Annotated in this window: 13 protein-coding genes; 2 read left to right on the plus strand and 11 right to left on the minus strand. The window is 34.3% G+C overall.

Annotated elements, in window-relative coordinates; all coding sequences use genetic code 11:
• The coding region (locus B0A65_RS22580) for a DcaP family trimeric outer membrane transporter (protein ID WP_242670344.1) at positions 1–398 on the minus strand (398 nt) is incomplete at its 3' end.
• Positions 399–981: 583 nt separating this feature from the next.
• Between B0A65_RS22580 and B0A65_RS22590 the strand changes: the two genes are divergently transcribed.
• Positions 982–2553: a tetratricopeptide repeat protein gene (locus B0A65_RS22590; protein WP_074658166.1), complete on the plus strand. Its 1572-nt coding sequence runs from the start codon at positions 982–984 to the stop codon at positions 2551–2553.
• Between the two features lie 624 nt (positions 2554–3177).
• Here B0A65_RS22590 and B0A65_RS22595 read toward each other — a convergent pair.
• The 4 genes from B0A65_RS22595 to B0A65_RS22610 all read right to left on the minus strand — a co-directional run bounded on the left by B0A65_RS22595 (position 3178) and on the right by B0A65_RS22610 (position 6994).
• Positions 3178–3630 carry an Lrp/AsnC family transcriptional regulator gene (locus B0A65_RS22595; protein WP_047775354.1) on the minus strand — a complete coding sequence of 151 codons (453 nt, stop codon included), beginning with the start codon at positions 3628–3630 and terminating at the stop codon, positions 3178–3180.
• A 196-nt stretch (positions 3631–3826) separates the two neighbouring features.
• Positions 3827–4822: a bile acid:sodium symporter family protein gene (locus tag B0A65_RS22600; RefSeq protein ID WP_074658164.1), complete on the minus strand. Its 996-nt coding sequence runs from the start codon at positions 4820–4822 to the stop codon at positions 3827–3829.
• 57 nt (positions 4823–4879) lie between these two features.
• Complete coding sequence (locus B0A65_RS22605) at positions 4880–5911, minus strand: methionine synthase (RefSeq protein WP_074658162.1); 1032 nt, start codon at positions 5909–5911, stop codon at positions 4880–4882.
• A 30-nt stretch (positions 5912–5941) separates the two neighbouring features.
• Positions 5942–6994: a DUF1852 domain-containing protein gene (locus tag B0A65_RS22610; protein WP_083370387.1), complete on the minus strand. Its 1053-nt coding sequence runs from the start codon at positions 6992–6994 to the stop codon at positions 5942–5944.
• Positions 6995–7261: 267 nt separating this feature from the next.
• Between B0A65_RS22610 and B0A65_RS22615 the strand changes: the two genes are divergently transcribed.
• Positions 7262–7891 (plus strand): nitroreductase family protein, encoded by a 630-nt coding sequence (locus B0A65_RS22615; RefSeq protein WP_074658160.1) that lies wholly within the window; start codon positions 7262–7264, stop codon positions 7889–7891.
• Between the two features lie 337 nt (positions 7892–8228).
• Here the strand turns inward: B0A65_RS22615 and B0A65_RS22620 are convergent, their stop codons facing one another.
• From B0A65_RS22620 to B0A65_RS22645, 6 genes are all read right to left on the minus strand, one after another.
• On the minus strand, positions 8229–9263 hold the full coding sequence (locus B0A65_RS22620; protein WP_074658158.1) for a TlpA family protein disulfide reductase: 1035 nt from the start codon (positions 9261–9263) through the stop codon (positions 8229–8231).
• 40 nt (positions 9264–9303) lie between these two features.
• Entirely contained in the window at positions 9304–10551 is a 1248-nt protein-coding gene (locus B0A65_RS22625) for an amidohydrolase family protein (protein WP_074658156.1), read from the minus strand.
• An 80-nt stretch (positions 10552–10631) separates the two neighbouring features.
• Positions 10632–12032 (minus strand): RagB/SusD family nutrient uptake outer membrane protein, encoded by a 1401-nt coding sequence (locus B0A65_RS22630; RefSeq protein WP_074658155.1) that lies wholly within the window; start codon positions 12030–12032, stop codon positions 10632–10634.
• Positions 12033–12131: 99 nt separating this feature from the next.
• Positions 12132–15437, minus strand: a complete 3306-nt coding sequence (locus B0A65_RS22635) for a SusC/RagA family TonB-linked outer membrane protein (protein ID WP_074658153.1) — start codon at positions 15435–15437, stop codon at positions 12132–12134.
• Between the two features lie 98 nt (positions 15438–15535).
• Complete coding sequence (locus tag B0A65_RS22640; protein WP_074658151.1) at positions 15536–16738, minus strand: FecR family protein; 1203 nt, start codon at positions 16736–16738, stop codon at positions 15536–15538.
• 95 nt (positions 16739–16833) lie between these two features.
• A complete protein-coding gene (locus tag B0A65_RS22645) occupies positions 16834–17346 on the minus strand; it encodes an RNA polymerase sigma factor (protein ID WP_074658148.1) in 513 nt (170 codons plus the stop codon).
• Positions 17347–17456 lie beyond the last annotated feature (110 nt).

The raw sequence follows: 17456 nt of genomic DNA on the forward strand, positions 1-17456 counted from the left end.
ATATCCATAAAAGGGCTCCAGGTTTGTCCAGCTCCAAATTTTCCTAATTCGGCATAAGCATGGCGTAAACGAAAAGTAGTCTGACCGGCATCGACACCGGTTCCGAACAATTCAAATTCAAATTGTGTTTTTAATTCTCCAATTCCTGTGTCAAAATAATTTTTTATACCAAATCTCGTTTGACGAACAGATGCGTAGTAATTGCCGTCTACCCCGTACTGATTTTCAAAAGCCGGAAGTTTTGTTGGTCGGACTACATCATACCAATCAGCCTGGATCTGATTAAAATTATAACCTACATCGGTCATGATAAAGCCATAAATTTCCATACTTTTTTTAGCTTCAGCATCCTGGGCCTGCATTGGGCTAAAAAAGGCTAAACATATTAAAAGGGTCATATTTTTTAGACATACCATTCTTAAAAGCATTTTTTTCATAGTGATTATGTACTAACAGTTTAATAAAATATCTATTGTTCTAATTACCTAGATGTTTGGTTACTCTGAGTTTCTGGCAATATAAATTAGGATTTCTTCTTCTAGTTCTTTTGATAAGTTTTCATATTCAAGCCTGGATCGAAAATCTTCCTCAATCTTTGTCTTAAAAATTTCCACCCGCTCTTTACTTGTGCAATAATCATCGCAGATATTTTTGAAATTTTGGTCTACCAAATAATAAATTTTTAAGATTTCCTGGCAGTTTGCAAATTTTTCTGTTTGTAAGGCTAATGGAACTGACATTTTAAGATGGTGTTACATTGAATATCAATCAAATGTAAATAGAAGTAATTGCAGATTTGCGTTAAACAAAGTAAAATGAAAGTTAAATTTCACGGTTAAAAGTAAGAAATAACACATAAACAAAGGTTAAATTCTTACAAATTAAACACTAAATTACATTTGTATTTTGAAAAAAAATTAACTTTACTTCAATGTAAATATTTGCCATTTAACCCATTTTCGAATAATTGTATGTAATTATATGGAGGCTGTAAAAAAAATTACCCATGACCAAATTTTTAAAGAATTAGAATCTGTTTTGCAATTTTCATTGCTTAAAAAATCTCCTATTTTAGTTAAATTTTTAAAATACATTGTAACGGAGACAATTAATGAAAAGCAAAACACTATTAAAGAATATACGATAGCTGTTAATGTGCTGAACAGATCTACAGATTTTAACTCTCATGATGACTCGGTCGTACGTATTCATGCCGGGAGATTGAGAAGATTTTTAGAAAAGTATTATACGAGTGAGGGTGCCCATAATTCTTTACAAATAATAATTCCTAAAGGCTGTTATATTCCTGAATTTATCTATAAAGATTTTACACTCCCTAACTTATCTCAGGACAAATCTATGCCTGTTATTGCTATATTTCCCTTTAAATCATTAAATCAAAAAAAAAATTTAGATATATATTCCCTAGTACTTACTGAGGAATTAAGTGCTGAACTTTCCCGTTTTCAGGAAATAGCTGTTATAGGAAACTTTAATGCTAAAATAATTTCCAAAATAAACGATAATAAACTCGAAGCCGCCAGATTGATTGGTGCCGATTTTATTATAACCGGAAGTTTTAGCAACAATGATGAAAAACTGCAGATAAGAATAAACCTTATCAATACTTTAACCGGTGAAAATATTATGACAAAATTATTTGAACATAACGTCGTTGAAAATATTGATAAAATCCAAAATGAAATTGTTCAAAATATAGTTAGCATTTTAGGAGGATATTATGGCTTTATTTTTAAGGAAATAATTAAAACCTTCCCAGAGCGAATATCCAGTAAATTAAGTACATGGAAAGGTATATACAACTATTACAGGTATCAACGGTCCTACTCTCTCGAAAACTATAAAGCGGCATTTAATGCTTTAAGTGACGCTGTAAAATTGCATCCTGATCATGCCGTTACCTGGGCCATGATGGGAGAATTTTATCTCGATGGTATTGCACTTGGAATAGACAACAACGAAGATACCATAGCTCAAGCATACGCTTGTTTAATGAGATCCGTAAAAATTGATCCTGATTGCCAGCACGCCTGGCATACTTTAACATGGGCTAATTTATTTCGAAGAAATCCTGAAGCATGCTTAGCTTGCGCAGAAAAATGTATTAGTATTAATCCTTATTCTTCCGGAATGGTTTCAGGAGTAGGTTGTCTGCTTATTTTCGCAGGTTACTTTGAAAAAGGTTTTGTAATTATGGACAAGGCGATACAAACAAATCCTCATTATCCATGGTGGATAAACATTGGGTATTGTTACTATTATATGGCAAAAGAAGATTATCGAAATGCTTTTCTTTGGGCCGAAAAGATGGATAGTGAAGAAACTTTCTGGGATCCGTTGCTAAAATCCGTTTCGCTATCGTTTTTGAATGAAGATACAGAAGCTAAAAAATATCTGGCAAAACTTATAGAAATTGAACCAGAAACGCCAGTAAAAATTAAAGCAATGCTTTCGAGTTATGTACTGACAGAAGATTTAACTATGCGTATAATTGGAAGTTTGGAAAGATTAGGTCTTGAAATTCAAAATTAAGAACTTGTTTAATGCTAAACTAGAGTTGGAGTTCATACCAAAAAGTGGATGCAGAACACAAGGTCTTCAGAGTTAAAACAATAAAGACGCAAAAAGAAAAACAGTGCTTTAAAATATTTTGCTATTACAACTCCAGAAATTAATATTCTCATATTAACTAAAAGAAAATGATTTGAAGTACAAGCACGATACATACAAACCGATTCTGAAGTAAAACTTAAAGTAAATATCTTATAAAATTGATTGAAAATAAACCAATTTCTTTAAATCTTGCATAAAATGTTCGTGAAATTGTGTCGTCAACGTCACAAACTTAAAATCCCATTTCTAACGAAATGGTTTTTTTTTATACACAAATATGTAGATTTTTCAAGCCTTTAAAACCTAACATTTCATGGTTCGAGTTTTTCTAGTTTGTTTGAAATAAACAATCTAAAAGTGGTTTTATCTGAGATTTAATCAGAACTGAACAATGGTTCGAAGTCCCGTTAAGGATATAGTTTTTTTCTCTTTTGATTTATTGCAGTTTTTCGATGTTAAATATAAAATAATTGCAAAATGGACTTAATAGATTTTCTGTCACAAAAGCTAAAGCAAATTTCAAATCAATAAGCCATCGCGGAACTATCCATACATATTTTTTATCTCTGACATAACAAAGGTACTTTGGGTACTCCCTATACTTTCAACTGATCCCAATTTATTAAACACAAAATCCTGATAATGCTTCATGTCTTTAGCAGAAACTTTCATTAAAAAATCGTAATCACCTGAGATATTATAGCATTCCACAACTTCTTCGATTTTCATAATATCACTAACAAATTGATTCCCAATATTACGATCGTGCTGTTTAAGTTTGATATTACAGAAAACGATGAATCCCCTGTTTAATTTTTCTGCATCCAACAAGGCTATATATTTTTTAATATAACCGTTGTTTTCCAATCTTTTAATTCGCTCAAAAACAGGTGATGCCGAAAGATTTACCATTTTAGCAAGCTCTTTTACAGTGTATTTAGAATTATCGTGAAGTATATTTAATAGCTGAAGATCAATATCGTCTATTTGTTCCATAGAATATTACTTTAAATAGGTTTAATTTATTTTTAAATCAGAATAATATTCTTCAAATATAACCCAAAACAATACAAAAATCTTATTTTACAGAGGTAAAAAACACAACAACCTTCAAAACGTATATTTACAGTATAAAAATCTTAATGGTAATATTTTATAGAATGACATAGAATAAGTTACATACAGAGTCTATCTATGCAACTTCTTTTCGTCGAGCCATACCCTGAGCGATGATACTAGCGGCAATCAATTGCAAGGCATGGTAAAGCATGACGGGCAGCAATACGATGCCGGTGATAGTACTGTGCTGAAAAAGTACTTTTGACATAACGGTGCCGTGTACCAATGACTTTTTAGATCCGCAGAATAAGACAGTAATACGGTCTTCATCTGAAAAACCAAGCAGGCGGCTGAGTAGTCCGACACAAAAGAATACGGCAAAAAACAACGCCATCATCCCTGCAGCGAGTCCGGCAAGTTCAAGGGCGGTGAAGCCTTCAAAAAGATGTTCGGAAAATGACTTGCAAAACGACGTGTAAATAATCGTTAGAATAACTGCCTGATCGAAATATTTGAGTTGTTTCTTGTATTTTTCGGCAATGGCACCTAAACGGGAATTGAGGCTTATGCCAATGATGACAGGCAGCAAGACCTGAAGAATCAACTTTATCACGATTTGAGTGACATCAAAATCGCCTGTCACAGAAGCTATAAACAGCCCAACCCAGATCGGCGTCACGACTACTCCGATTAAACTGGAAATACTTGCATTGAAAATGGCTGCAGGAATGTTTCCCTTAGCAATGGAAACCATGACCACCGAAGAGGAAACTGTGGACGGCAATGCTGCCAGAAAAAACACACCCAGCCAAAGCAGCTCGAAGCCATTATTGACAAACAACGGGCGAAATGCCAAAACAATGAGCGGAAAAAATAAAAAGGTTGTCAACTGAATAACAATGTGCATTTTCCAGTTAGAAAGTCCGGCTTTTAGTTTCTCAACACTCAGTCGCATGCCATAAAACAAGAAAATCAAGGAAACGCCAGCATTGGCAATCTCCTCCAGCGAAACAGGTTCTTTGACCATACCTGGTTTTGGCAAAAAATAAGCCATCAGAATCATGGTGGCTATCATTAACAGGAAACCGTCGAAACCTGCTTTTTTTAATACTTCTAATAATTTCTTCAATGTGTTTAAATATTATTCCTCCGTGGAGGCACGGAATTCATTATTAATATATTGAGACTAAATCCCAAGTTCTTTACGTATAATTTCTGCTCCTGCGCTTAAAGCACTTAACTTGCCTCTGGCTATATCTCTAGATAACGGTGCCATACCGCAGTTTGTAGAAGGGTAAAGATTTTCGGCATCTACAAACTCAAGAGCTTTACGGAGGGTAGCAGCTACTTCTTCTGGTGTTTCGATAGTGTTGGTTGCTACATCAATAGCACCGACCATTACTTTTTTACCGCGAACAAGTTCCATTAAATCTAAAGGCACATTGGAGTTGTGACATTCTAAAGACACCACATCAATTTTAGATTTTTGAATTTTCGGAAAAATTTCTTCGTATTGTCGCCACTCTGAACCTAATGTCTTTTTCCAATCAGTATTTGCCTGTATTCCATAACCATAGCAAATATGAACAGCAGTTTGACAGTGTAAACCTTCAATGGCTCTTTCTAATGCTGCCATTCCCCAATCGTTTACTTCATCAAAGAACACATTAAATGCAGGTTCATCAAACTGGATAATATCTACACCTGCACCTTGAAGTTCTCTTGCTTCTTCATTGAGTGCTTTCGCAAATTCCCACGCCAGTTTTTCCCGGCTTTTATAATGGCCGTCGTACAAGGTATCTACCATTGTCAGCGGGCCTGGCAATGCCCATTTTATAGGCTTATTAGTCTGTTTACGCAAAAATTTAGCATCTTCAACAAAAACTGCTTTTTGACGCGCAACCTCACCTACAACCACTGGAACACTCGCGTCATAACGGTTACGGATTTTTACTGTTTTACGATTTTCAAAATCTACACCGCTTAAATGCTCGATAAAAGTCGTTACAAAATGCTGACGTGTCTGCTCGCCGTCACAAATAATATCCAGATCTGCTAATTGCTGTTCCTGCAGCGAAATGCGTAAAGCATCTTGTTTTCCTTCAAGCAGCTGATCGCCTTCTAATTTCCATGGTGACCAAAGTTTTTCGGGTGGTGCAAGCCAGGCAGGTTTGGGTAAACTTCCAACAATTGAGGTGGGTAATAATAATTTCTTCATAGTAGTATAATTTTAATGCGTTGTAATCAATTAAAGGGTAAAATTAGCAGACCATTGTTCCAGGAGACTTTTGTAAGGCTTAATGAAATGCTCTTCTGCATATTTACCCTGTTCAACGGCCAATCGACTGCGCTCTTCGCGGTCATAAACCACGCGAGTCAGTGAATAATCTTCCTGTTTAAGATTAGGTTGATAGATTTTCCCAGCCACTGAATTTGCATTGTAAATTTCAGGGCGATAAATTTTCTGGAAAGTCTCCATCGTGCTGATTGAGCTGATTAGTCCAAGATCAGTATAATCAGCAAGCAGATCTCCGGAATGATAAAAAGCCATCGGTGCCATACTATTCGCAGGCATGAAAAAACGAACTTTTAAGCCCATTTTAGAGAAATATTCATCAGTGATAGAATACTGATCCTGCAGATACTCAAAACCCAGAACCGGATGCTGATACTCAGTGCGGGTATAAATTTTGTTGCTCGATACACTTAGACAAATGATCGGTGACATCTTAAAGTGCTCTTTATAAGTGGCTGAATTGACAAAACACTTATAAAGTTTTCCGTGCAGATCACCAAAATTTTCAGGAATACAAAAATTAGATTTATTTTTATTGTGCTCGGTCAATAAAATACTGAAATCATAATCACGAACATAAGACGAAAAATTATTTCCGGCAATACCTTCGATACGCTGGCTAGTCTTGTGGTCAAAAATATTCGTTTTTAAAACTTCAATCAACGGCAGATTGTTACTACCATTCTTATCATCAATACTCATCGTTACTGTGATGATTTCAAGTCCTACAAGGTAACGATCCCCTTTTGGATTATCCAAATGAGCCAATGCATTGAATCGATTGTTAATCATATTTAATGCATTACGTAAGTTTTGTTGGCGATTAGCTCCTCTGGCCAGGTTTGCAAAATTGGTTGTCAAACGCGTTTCACTTGAGGGGTGATAGTTTTCATCTAAACAAGTGCTTTTTAGTGTGAATGCAAAATCATTTTGGATTGTATTCTGGGTGTTTACACTATTCTGCTTTTCGTTTATTCCCCTATCTTCTTGTATGTTTGCTTTCATCTGATGACACTATTTAGTTTTTTTACCCTGCAAATTTGAATATAAAAGATTAAATATTTTTATTTATACATAAATTCAGTTAATTATTCTTTTAGTACTTATTTTTAAAGATTATTAATCTGCAAACAAATACAATAATGAATAAAAACAGATAAATATTCTTTAGTGGCTTAAGATGATGGATTTGGAGTTTCCCAGAGCGCTTCAAAAACTCGAAAAAGAAAACAATATCATTTATATTTGCCAAAAATTAAGATAGACATAGCAATGAATTTGATAGAAAATTTAAAATGGCGCTACGCCACAAAAGCTTACAATAATATTAAAGTAACAGAAGAGAAGATCGATCAGATCTTAGAGGCTATAAATCTTTCAGCATCTTCTTGTGGTCTGCAATCTTACCGTGTTTTTGTTGTAAGCAACCCGGAAATTCAAAAAAAATTAGGTGCTGATTCGTTTAATGGACAAATTAGCTCTTGCTCTCATTTGTTGGTTTTTGCTGCATTCACTGACATGTCTTCCACTTACATTGACGATTATATGGCAATGACAGAAAAGCAAAGAGGTCTTGACGCTGGTGCCTTATCAGGATTTAGAAATGGACTACATTCTTATTTCAATGCTATTAACGCAGAACAAAAAGCCCTTTGGGCGGCCAAACAGGCATATATTGCACTAGGAACAGCACTTATTGCTGCAGCAGAATTGAAAGTGGATGCCACTCCTATCGAAGGGTTTAATGCCGCAACTATTGATGCCGTTTTGGGTTTGAAAGAAAAAGGGTTGCATTCTACAGTTATCCTCGCTTTAGGATACCGTGATTCCGAAAAAGACTATATGGCAGCTACGAAAAAAGTTCGTTTGCCTATAGATGAAATGATAACGAAAGTTTACTAATAGCTACTAAATTTATTATCGAGAAATTTATCAAATGCTATTACAATTTAATAAATTTACAAAATTCATATGTTTTAATTTAACCTTAACAAGACATACAAACCTCCTCCTAATCAAAATTGAAAGTAATTATTTTAACTTGTTAATAAAGAAAGAGGACTGCTTGTATTTAGTCCTCTTATCTTTCTTCATTAGTAGTATCTAAATCTGTTTACTAATTCAAATTTTTCTTATTGAAACAAATATTACCAAGAAGTATTCAAATATTTAAAAAGTATTTTCAAAATGCAGTCTTTATTACTGTAAAGAAAACACGGCTTAAATTTTTCAATCACTATCAAATTGCGTTTAACAATTCTTTTAACGATTTTTTTAATCCTTCGTCAGATGGTCTTGGCGCATTTGGATCGACAATATTGCCCTTCGGATCAAGCAAAATGAATCGCGGAATACCGGCCACCTCATAAGCTGTCTCAAAAGTGGTATCGCCATTTGCAAATAACTGAATACCGGTCAATTGAAGATCTGCTACCATTTTTTTCCATTTATCATGATCTTTTACACGGTCGACAGAAATACTAACGAAGCTTATATTTTGATCGTGAAACTCTTTTTCCAAAACTTTAAGAAAAGGTATTTCTTTTTTACAAGGTCCACACCAGGTAGCCCATAAATCGATATAAACAAACTTCCCTTTCAAATCATCTAAGGATGTCGTACCTCCATTGTAGTTTTCAAAATTGAAGAATTTTGGAGAAGCCATTCCTTTAGGCAGAATTTCATCCTGATGCTTTTTCATTCCGGTAGTTCTGTTATATCTGGCGACACTACTTTTTTTAAATTCTTCAAAATCCTTTTCTTCAAGAGCAATAAAAGATGTATCTAACCCCTTGGTTTCTTTGAGTATTTGTTGGTAACCAGCAACGATTTCATCTATTTTTTTCATAAATTCATCGTTACCTAATTTAAATATAGATTTATCTCCAGTTGCTTTTTCAGAATATAAGGCTTTCCTGAACAGATATTTATTAGGTATTTCGCCCTCACCTTTAAAATCCATTGTTTCATCCCATTGCTTGGTGTCAAAAGTAATTTTCAAATTATAACCATTTTTGAAATAAAAAAAACCTTGTTCTCTACCATCAAATATTCCGTAATACCCCTCTTTTACTCTTAACGTGTCAGCAAAGGAGCCATCTTTGTTAACATTTATTCTTTTTATTTTAGTTCTACCCTTGAACACCAGTAAAGAATCTGAGTTTTTCTCTGTTATTTTTCCGGAAAGACTCACATAATCAGTTGTTGCTTTTTGTGCAAAAGTATGTAAATTGAAAACTAGGGCTACGATCCCTAAACAATACCATTTTTTCATTATATTTTAATTTGTTTTGTTAATACAGTTTTAGAATAAATTAAATTTTATTTTCAGTATAAATAATCCCGGATTTAATGGTCATAAAACCATCTTGCAAGTTTTCGATCTGCTTTGCCGGATCTGAATTTGTGATATAAAGATCTGCTCGCTTGCCTATTGCTATAACTCCTCTATCTTCTACCCCAATACTTTCTGCTCCAACTTTTGTCGCACTTATCAGTACATCCTTGTTGGTAAAACCACAGTCTTTAGTCAGAATCTTTATTTCTTTGAATAAGGGAACAACATTATCTTTTTCAAATAAATATGGCCAATCTGTTCCAGTAGATACCTTGACTCCAAGTTCATGAGCCCTTTTAGTTACCGTTACACCAGCATAAAGCTTATTATTGTTTCCAATATAATTAGTAGCATCCAATATAATGTTGTTGTTTTTCATCAGCAATAAGAGTTTATCGAGTTTTTTTTCATCAATAGCTGGTCTTTTAGATCTATTCATTTTTTCAGTAACAAAATCAAAAGGAATATCAAACGCATGAGACATGCTGTTTACTCTTGCATTGGCAACATCAGTGGGTGTGGCTGGAAAAACTGCAGCATGGCTCCAGCTTTGCAATCCCTGAAGTTTTGCTTCTTTTACAATTTTTTCAATCAGATCCGAGGTCAAGTCAGAATATATTTTAATTCCGGTCGCTCCTGCTCCTTTTGCTTCTGCAACAGCAATTTTCATATCTGTTTGCTCCGTAATGGTTTGTGCCCAAGGGGTATCGCCTTTATCCTTGCTAAACTTTCTCTCCATATCAAAATAGGCTGGTCCTCCAAACTGAGCAGCATAAAAAATGGATGGAGCAGGCAGTTGATTAAAGTTACTGGCACGTTTGTAGTCTGCCAGAATAATCGCATTTCCAGTCATGTCTCTTACCGTGGTAATTCCGGCATAGATCATTTTAGAAAGTTGATCCTGCATATATTTATTGTATTTTTCCCTGTCCTGATACGATGCTGTGGCTAAATGAACATGTGAATCAATCAGTCCTGGCATCACATATTTTCCAGTAATATCGATTATAGTAGCTCCTGGATATTTAGCAAGATCATCTGTATAAAAAATGTCTTTAATCTTATCCTCCTCCATTACAATACTCCCTTTTTTACTATCAAATTTATCGTCAAAAATAAATCCGTTTTTAAGGATAGTAATTTTTAAGTTTCCTTTAGTTTGCGAATAGCCCATAAGTATTGTACAGACTAAAAACAAACAGATAAGCAGTTGTTTTTTCTTCATTTTTTTAAGTTGTATATTTTATTTGAAATTGACATTATGAGCCCGCTCATTTAAACAGAAATATGGACTCTGTATGTCTTTTAGTATCCCGGGTTTTGTGGAATTCCCGAACGGTCAATTTCTGCTTGCGGAATCGGTAAAGCAAATCGATCTGCATTAGGCGACAAACCAACGTCGCCCACTCTGGCCAGGCCTAAGCCAAGTCGCTTTAGATCTGTAAATCTAAATCCTTCAAATGCCAGTTCTCTCCTGCGTTCGTTTAGGATTTCTTTATTCAGATCTGCTCCTAAAAAGTCACCTAAACCTCTTGCGTTTCTAAGTTTATTGAGATTCACCAACGCTGCTGCACTGTTATTTTCCTTTAAATATGATTCTGCCAATATGAGATACATTTCTGGCACTCTTATTAATTTAAGATCAATGTTTCCGGGATCAAATGTTGCGGCATTTGTTGTTCTGGTTCCAGCCTGCTTCTTTGGGAAATAGCTTCCTTTTACTGTAGGATGAGTTTTAAAGTATACTGAGAATCGGAGATCTTTATTCTGATCGTAGAGATTTATCAAATCATTTGATACTAAATAAGGATAACTGGACATTACAGGTATGGCAAAAATTCCAGCAGTATACTGTACTTCGGTATTTTCAAAGCGAATTCTAAACATAATTTCACCAGAATCATCCTTATCCCATTCTTTTTGGAGTGCCGCAAGCGTGGTATCTAATTTGTATCTCGTATCTGTCAGGGCTAAATTAGCATATACAATAGCATTTTTGTAATCGCCTGTTTCATGAGACACACGTGCCAGCAATGCATAAATAGCTGTTTTTGATACTCGATAAGAATTAACCACATTAGTAGCCAGAGGCGCGGCTTCATTCAAATCTGCCAGAATGTAATTGATAACTTCAGCTGATGTGTTGCGGGGCTTAATTTCTAAAAGCGCATCAGTTTCAAATCGATACGGTACTGCCAATGCTGTTTTATTAGTGTTATAAGCCGGAGCATAAAAACGGTATAAATTGTAATACAAAAGCGCTCTTATACCTAATGCTTCACCTAAAAATGCATTTTTATTAGCAAGTGTACTTTTTCTGGCTTGTCTAATTATAGTATTTACATTGTTTAGCGCCTGATACGATACTTTCCAAAATCCTTCGATATTTGCTGTTGTGCTGGTATAAGCGAGCGGATAAATATTTTCTAAACTACCATCAAAGGAATAGTCCTTTGAATTGGATGAACCTACCACATCATCGCTGATGGCTTCCGGAATACTGTAAATTCCATGTGAATAACCGAAAAAATCTTGTTTCATAACCCCATAAACACCATCGAGGGCACTTCTAAAACCACCATCTGTCTGAAAAAGAGTTTCAGGTGATAATTCATCTAAAGGTTCTTTATTTATAATATCATCAGTACATGCACTTAAAAAAGTAACCAGCACTGTGGTAAATAATAATTTTATATTTGTTTTCATCTATTCTATTGTGTTTATTTTATCTGTCCTGTAGAATTTTATTTTCCTATTGTCTGATATGCCTTGCTACGAAAATGCATACTTAGACTATCCGCTTTCTTAAAAATTAACATTAGCTCCAAATGAGTATCCTCTGACAATAGAAGAAGAAAGTCCAATTGCCCCCGCTGCGGTAGCATATTCAGGATCTATATAATTTACAGCCGATTTAGTGAAAAGATTTTGCCCCTGAAGAAAAAATCTAAGACGGTCTACTCCAATTTTTTTTGCAACTTCTTTGTCAATAGAGTAGCCAATCGTAATATTTTTCAATTTTATATAGCTCGCATTTTCAAGAAATTGAGAGGACGCTTTATAATCTGATACCATTGATGCTGTTGGTCTCGTTAAAAATACCTGTCTTATGGCTAAATCAGACTGGTCGCCCGGATTTTTCCATGCATTAGCCACGTCAACACTCTGGTTGAATGCGGGATTATTGTATAAATTATATACTCCTTCATTTAACACATAATGTCCCGCAGCATATGAAATCAAGAAAGACATATCTACATTTTTATACATAAAAGTGTTCGTTAAACCTCCATAGTACTTAGGAATCGAAGTTTTATTAATTACTTGTCTAAGGTTATTAATTTCGGCAGTGTTAGAATTGGTTCTGTTGGTATTAAAATCTACTAATTTTCCATCTGCAGCCCTGTATTGATTGAAGCCCGTTACCGGATTTACTCCTGCCCAATCCACAATATAAAAAGATCTTATTGCACTTCCGGCCTTAAAAACCGTAGATCCTGAATTTGATAAAATATCTTTATCGTCTGATAAGGATAAAACCGTTCCTTTATTGTTAGCAAAATTAAAATCAGTTGTCCATGTAAAACTCTGATTTTTGATATTTACACTGTGCAGACCGATTTCTATACCCTCATTTCTGAAATCCCCAATATTAGAAACAAGTTCTGAGAAACCTGAAGTAAGGGGTATTGGCTTATTATTCAAAAGGTCTTTAGTAGTTCTAACATAATAATCAACTGTACCGGTAATTCTATTATTAAAGAAACCATAATCAATACCAGCGTTCACATTAAAGTTTTTCTCCCAGGTTAAATCTTCATTTTCGCCTCTTGTCAGGTATGGAGCTGTGCTTCCCGCATAAGTAATCTGACTTCTGTAACCATACAATGATTGAGAAGCAAAATCACCAATAAAGTCGTTTCCCGAAGTTCCAACACTGGCTCTCAATTTTAAGGAACTCACTGTTTTATTTCCATTAAGTAAATCTTTATGCATATCCCATGAAGACCCTACAGACCAAAAATTGGCATATTTATTATTGTTTCCAAAACGAGAGGAACCATCTCTCCTGAATGAAAGTGAAAGGTTGTAACTATTATTGAAGGTATAATTTAATCGGGAAAAATAAGAGAGTGAACCTGCCTGAGATTTTCGTTCTGTGATTGTACCAACGGTTTTCGCAGCACTTATTGTCTGCACAGCATCAGAACTAAAATCCTTTGCTGTCACGGAAAAACTGTTGTTCTCACTCTCGTTTACTTCATACCCCATAACCATATCAAATGCATGTTTTTGAAATGTATGTGCTAAAGTAGCGGTCAGTGTTCCAGTGTAATTATTACTGTCACCCGTATTGTAAGTGAGCGCACCTCCGTTAACAATCACATTTTCAAAAGTATTATTTTTAGAGGTATTGAAATTAGCTCCCAAAATACCATTTAACGTTAACCATTTTACTGGAGTGTAGGTAAGATTTGCGCTTCCTCCGATATTTTTGCGGTTATTATTTATATTTGTATTATCTCTTACAAATATTGGGTTATAAGGAACTGCGGTTGAATTACCAACATCCAATAATCGCAATGAATTTCCAGCATCATCTTTAATTGGCAGCCAAGGATTTAAAAGAAATGCATTTGAAAACGGTGATCCCACTATACGTTTATCCTGCTCATTTACGTTTCCAAAATTTCCCGAAAATCCTACTTTTAATTTTCTGCTCACATCATAGTCTGCGCGCATTGACACCGTATACCTTTTATATTGACCGCCAAAAATATTATCGACATTGTTGTAAGTAAGCGAAGTGTAATAATTAGCCTTGTCTGACCCGCCTGAAAAAGATATATCATTTTCACGATTGATTTCGTTAGTTAATAATAAATCTGCCCAATTTACATCCTGACCAGAAGCTCTTCTTTTTTGGAGTAAGGCAGGGGTCGTTTTATAGAAGCCCAATGACTCTTCAAAATCTAACTTTTGAGAAGCATTCATTAAGTCATTAGTAAAAGACTGATCTGCATATTTGACTCCTAAACGGCTGTTGAAAGCAACCTTTAGTTTTGTATTTCTGGTACCTCTTTTTGTAGTGACGATCAGAACTCCATTTGTTCCTTTAGATCCATAAATGGAAGTCGCGGCCGCATCTTTCAAAATACTAATATCTTGTATATCGGCTGCGTTTAGCATAAATGCCGCCAACCCGGAACTTGGCATCTGCACGCCGTCTACCACAATCAAGGGCTCTGTACTGGCGCTTATAGAGCCCACACCTCTCAATAACATAGTTGGTGGTGCATCCGGAGAAGAAAAACTTTCCTGAACAAACAGACCGGGAACTACACCAATCAACGCATCGGCAAAGGATACATTTTGAGTGTTCTGCAATACCTTAGTGTCCAATTTTGTTACAGCACCTGTTATTTTATCACGGGTCGTTTTTCCATATCCTACTAAAACGACCTCATTTAACTCATTCGTTATTGGTTCAAGAGTGACGTTAATTACTACCTGATCTTTAATTTTAATTTTTTTTGCTTCAAAACCTAAAAAACTAAAACTCACCACATCACCTTCATTTGCCATTATTTGATATTTCCCGTCAAAATCAGAAACCGTACCTTCCTTGTTGTCATTAACCAAAATTGTTGCCCCAATTACTGGTAGACCCATATTATCTGTAACTAAACCGGAGATTTTTCTTTGTATAGCGACCTGACCGTTATCTTTAGCTGATGAAGCAACTGCTTTTGTATTTAGTGTAATAACAATCAATTTGTTATTTACAAATTCTGCTTTGTAGTTATCACCAATCAATTTTTTGACAACTGCAATTACATCAGCGTTATTTACTGTAATATTTACAATCCTATGCGAATCAAAAATATCATCACTATAGAAAAATTCTACATTGGTCTTTCTTGTAATTGTTTTTAAAACAGTTGATACTGACTTGTTTTTTGCGTTTATAGTGACCTTTTGCGAATAAGCAAAAGCAACTATATTGAAAAGAAATATGGATAATATTATAGATTTCCTCATGATACTAAGAAAGTTATCCCAAAGTGCGGATTTTACCCTACAATCTTTTGCGGATAGTTTTTTTTTCATACTTTTAAAATGTTTTGGTTGGTTAATTGATTTCGAACTCTTTTTTCGACTGAGCAAATACTAGCCGGGAAATGGTGCAAACATTTTCCGGTTTTTTTTTACTTACTAATGGTTACTTCATAGGTTTGGTTTAGTTTGGTTATTTTATATTTCACATTCGAGGTTTTGCTAATTATATCTAAAAATTGATCGATTGGTTGGTCTTTTAAAACAATTCCTGTGAACTTAATCTGCTCTAATGATTTTTGTTCGAACCTCACATTAAAGTTGTACCATCTTACCATTTTGGTCAAAATATTTTTCAGGTTTTCATTTTCGAAATAAAACTTACCATCTTTCCAGGCGCTGTAAACAAAAGGGTCAACTTCTACCACTCTCACAGCTTCGTTTCGTACACGAGCTTGCTGCCCTGGTTTTAAAACAAGAGTTTCTTTTTCTTCCGCTTTACTTATTTCAGAAACTTTTACTTTTCCTTCTGCAAGTGTAGTTTCAAAATTTTTGTCTTCCTGATAAGCACTTACATTAAAATGTGTTCCTAAAACGGTAACATTTCCAGATTTAGTTTTAACTGTAAATGGACTGTGGGGATTTTTGCTCACTTCAAAATAAGCTTCACCTTCCAAGGTTACATCTCGAGTAGTTCCGCTAAATAGTACAGGATATTTTAAAGATGATTTTGAATTAAGCCAGACTTTGGTTCCGTCTGAAAGTATAACAGCATAAATACCGCCAACAGGTACAATCAAAGTATTCTCTCCATTTGAAGCCATTCCTTTAATTGCTTTAGCATCGTAAACCAAAACCTGATTTACATTTGAGATTACACCATTTTTAGAAATGATTTCTTCTTTTTCAGGTTCTAAGGTAGTAATCGTTCCATCTGCAAGAACAAGAGTTGGATTGTTATATTTTGGTTCAATAGTTTTTACAACCACCTTCTGGTTCTGCATTTTATCTTCATTGTTCAAATAATAGAAAACAGAAGAAACTCCAGCTAAAAAGACTAAAATTGCTGCATATTTGAACCACTTTTTATAATCAAAAAGTGAAATTAAAGGCGCTTCGCCAAAATCTATTTTTTCTTTAATTCTTTCAAAAGCTAAATCGCTATTAACAGTTTTATAGAATCTTTCCTTTGATTGTAAAGTTTCTATATCAATAACTTTTTTATAATATTCTTGATTTTCGGGTATAGAAAGCCATTCCTGCAAGAGAGCATTTTCTTCAATCGTTAATTCTCCTGTAAGAAGTTCCTTTCTTATAAGAGCAGCGATTATAAATTCTTTCTTTCCTTGAGCCATATTTTTTTGATGTTAAGTATCGTTTATTAACATTTTAAGCAATGTTATATAACTAAGAGTGTAAAACATCAAAAAAGGGTGGAAAGATTTTTTAATTATTTTGATAAAAATAATAAAAGGAATAAAAGTTCTGAGTGATTCTTGAGCTTAACCTTCAATAATTCTATAGCGCGGGCACGCTGAGATTTAACAGTATTTATCGAAATATTAAGCTGTTCCGCAATATCTCTGTATTTCAAGCCTTCGATACAGGAAAGTTCAAAAACTTCTTTGCACTTTTCCGGTAACGAATTCAAAGCGTCAATCAAAGTCGCATATAATTCTTCTTTCACGATATTAAAATCAAAATCCAAAGTTTCGTGAGCTAGTTCATCATTCAACTCAACTACTTTCTTCTCTTTTTTTATTATCAAAAGCGAACCATTTCGGGTCATGGTGTAGAGATAAGACTTAACATCAATTATCTTTTCGAATTTTAAACGGTTTTCCCAAAGCTGCAACATAACATTTTCGACTACTTCCTCTGCAAGAAAATTGTCTTTGACAAAACTATAACTATAACTTACAAGTCTTGGATACAAAGAATAAAATAGCTCTTTGTAATACACTTCATCAATTTTAATATTTTCTTTTTCTAAGTTAATTTTTTGTCATGGTTTGTTTGTGCAAATATAAATTTAATATAACTAAATCAATATTTTACCCATATAATTATCAT

The organism is Flavobacterium frigidimaris (assembly GCF_002217275.1).
GTDB classification, from domain to species: Bacteria; Bacteroidota; Bacteroidia; order Flavobacteriales; family Flavobacteriaceae; genus Flavobacterium; species Flavobacterium aquidurense.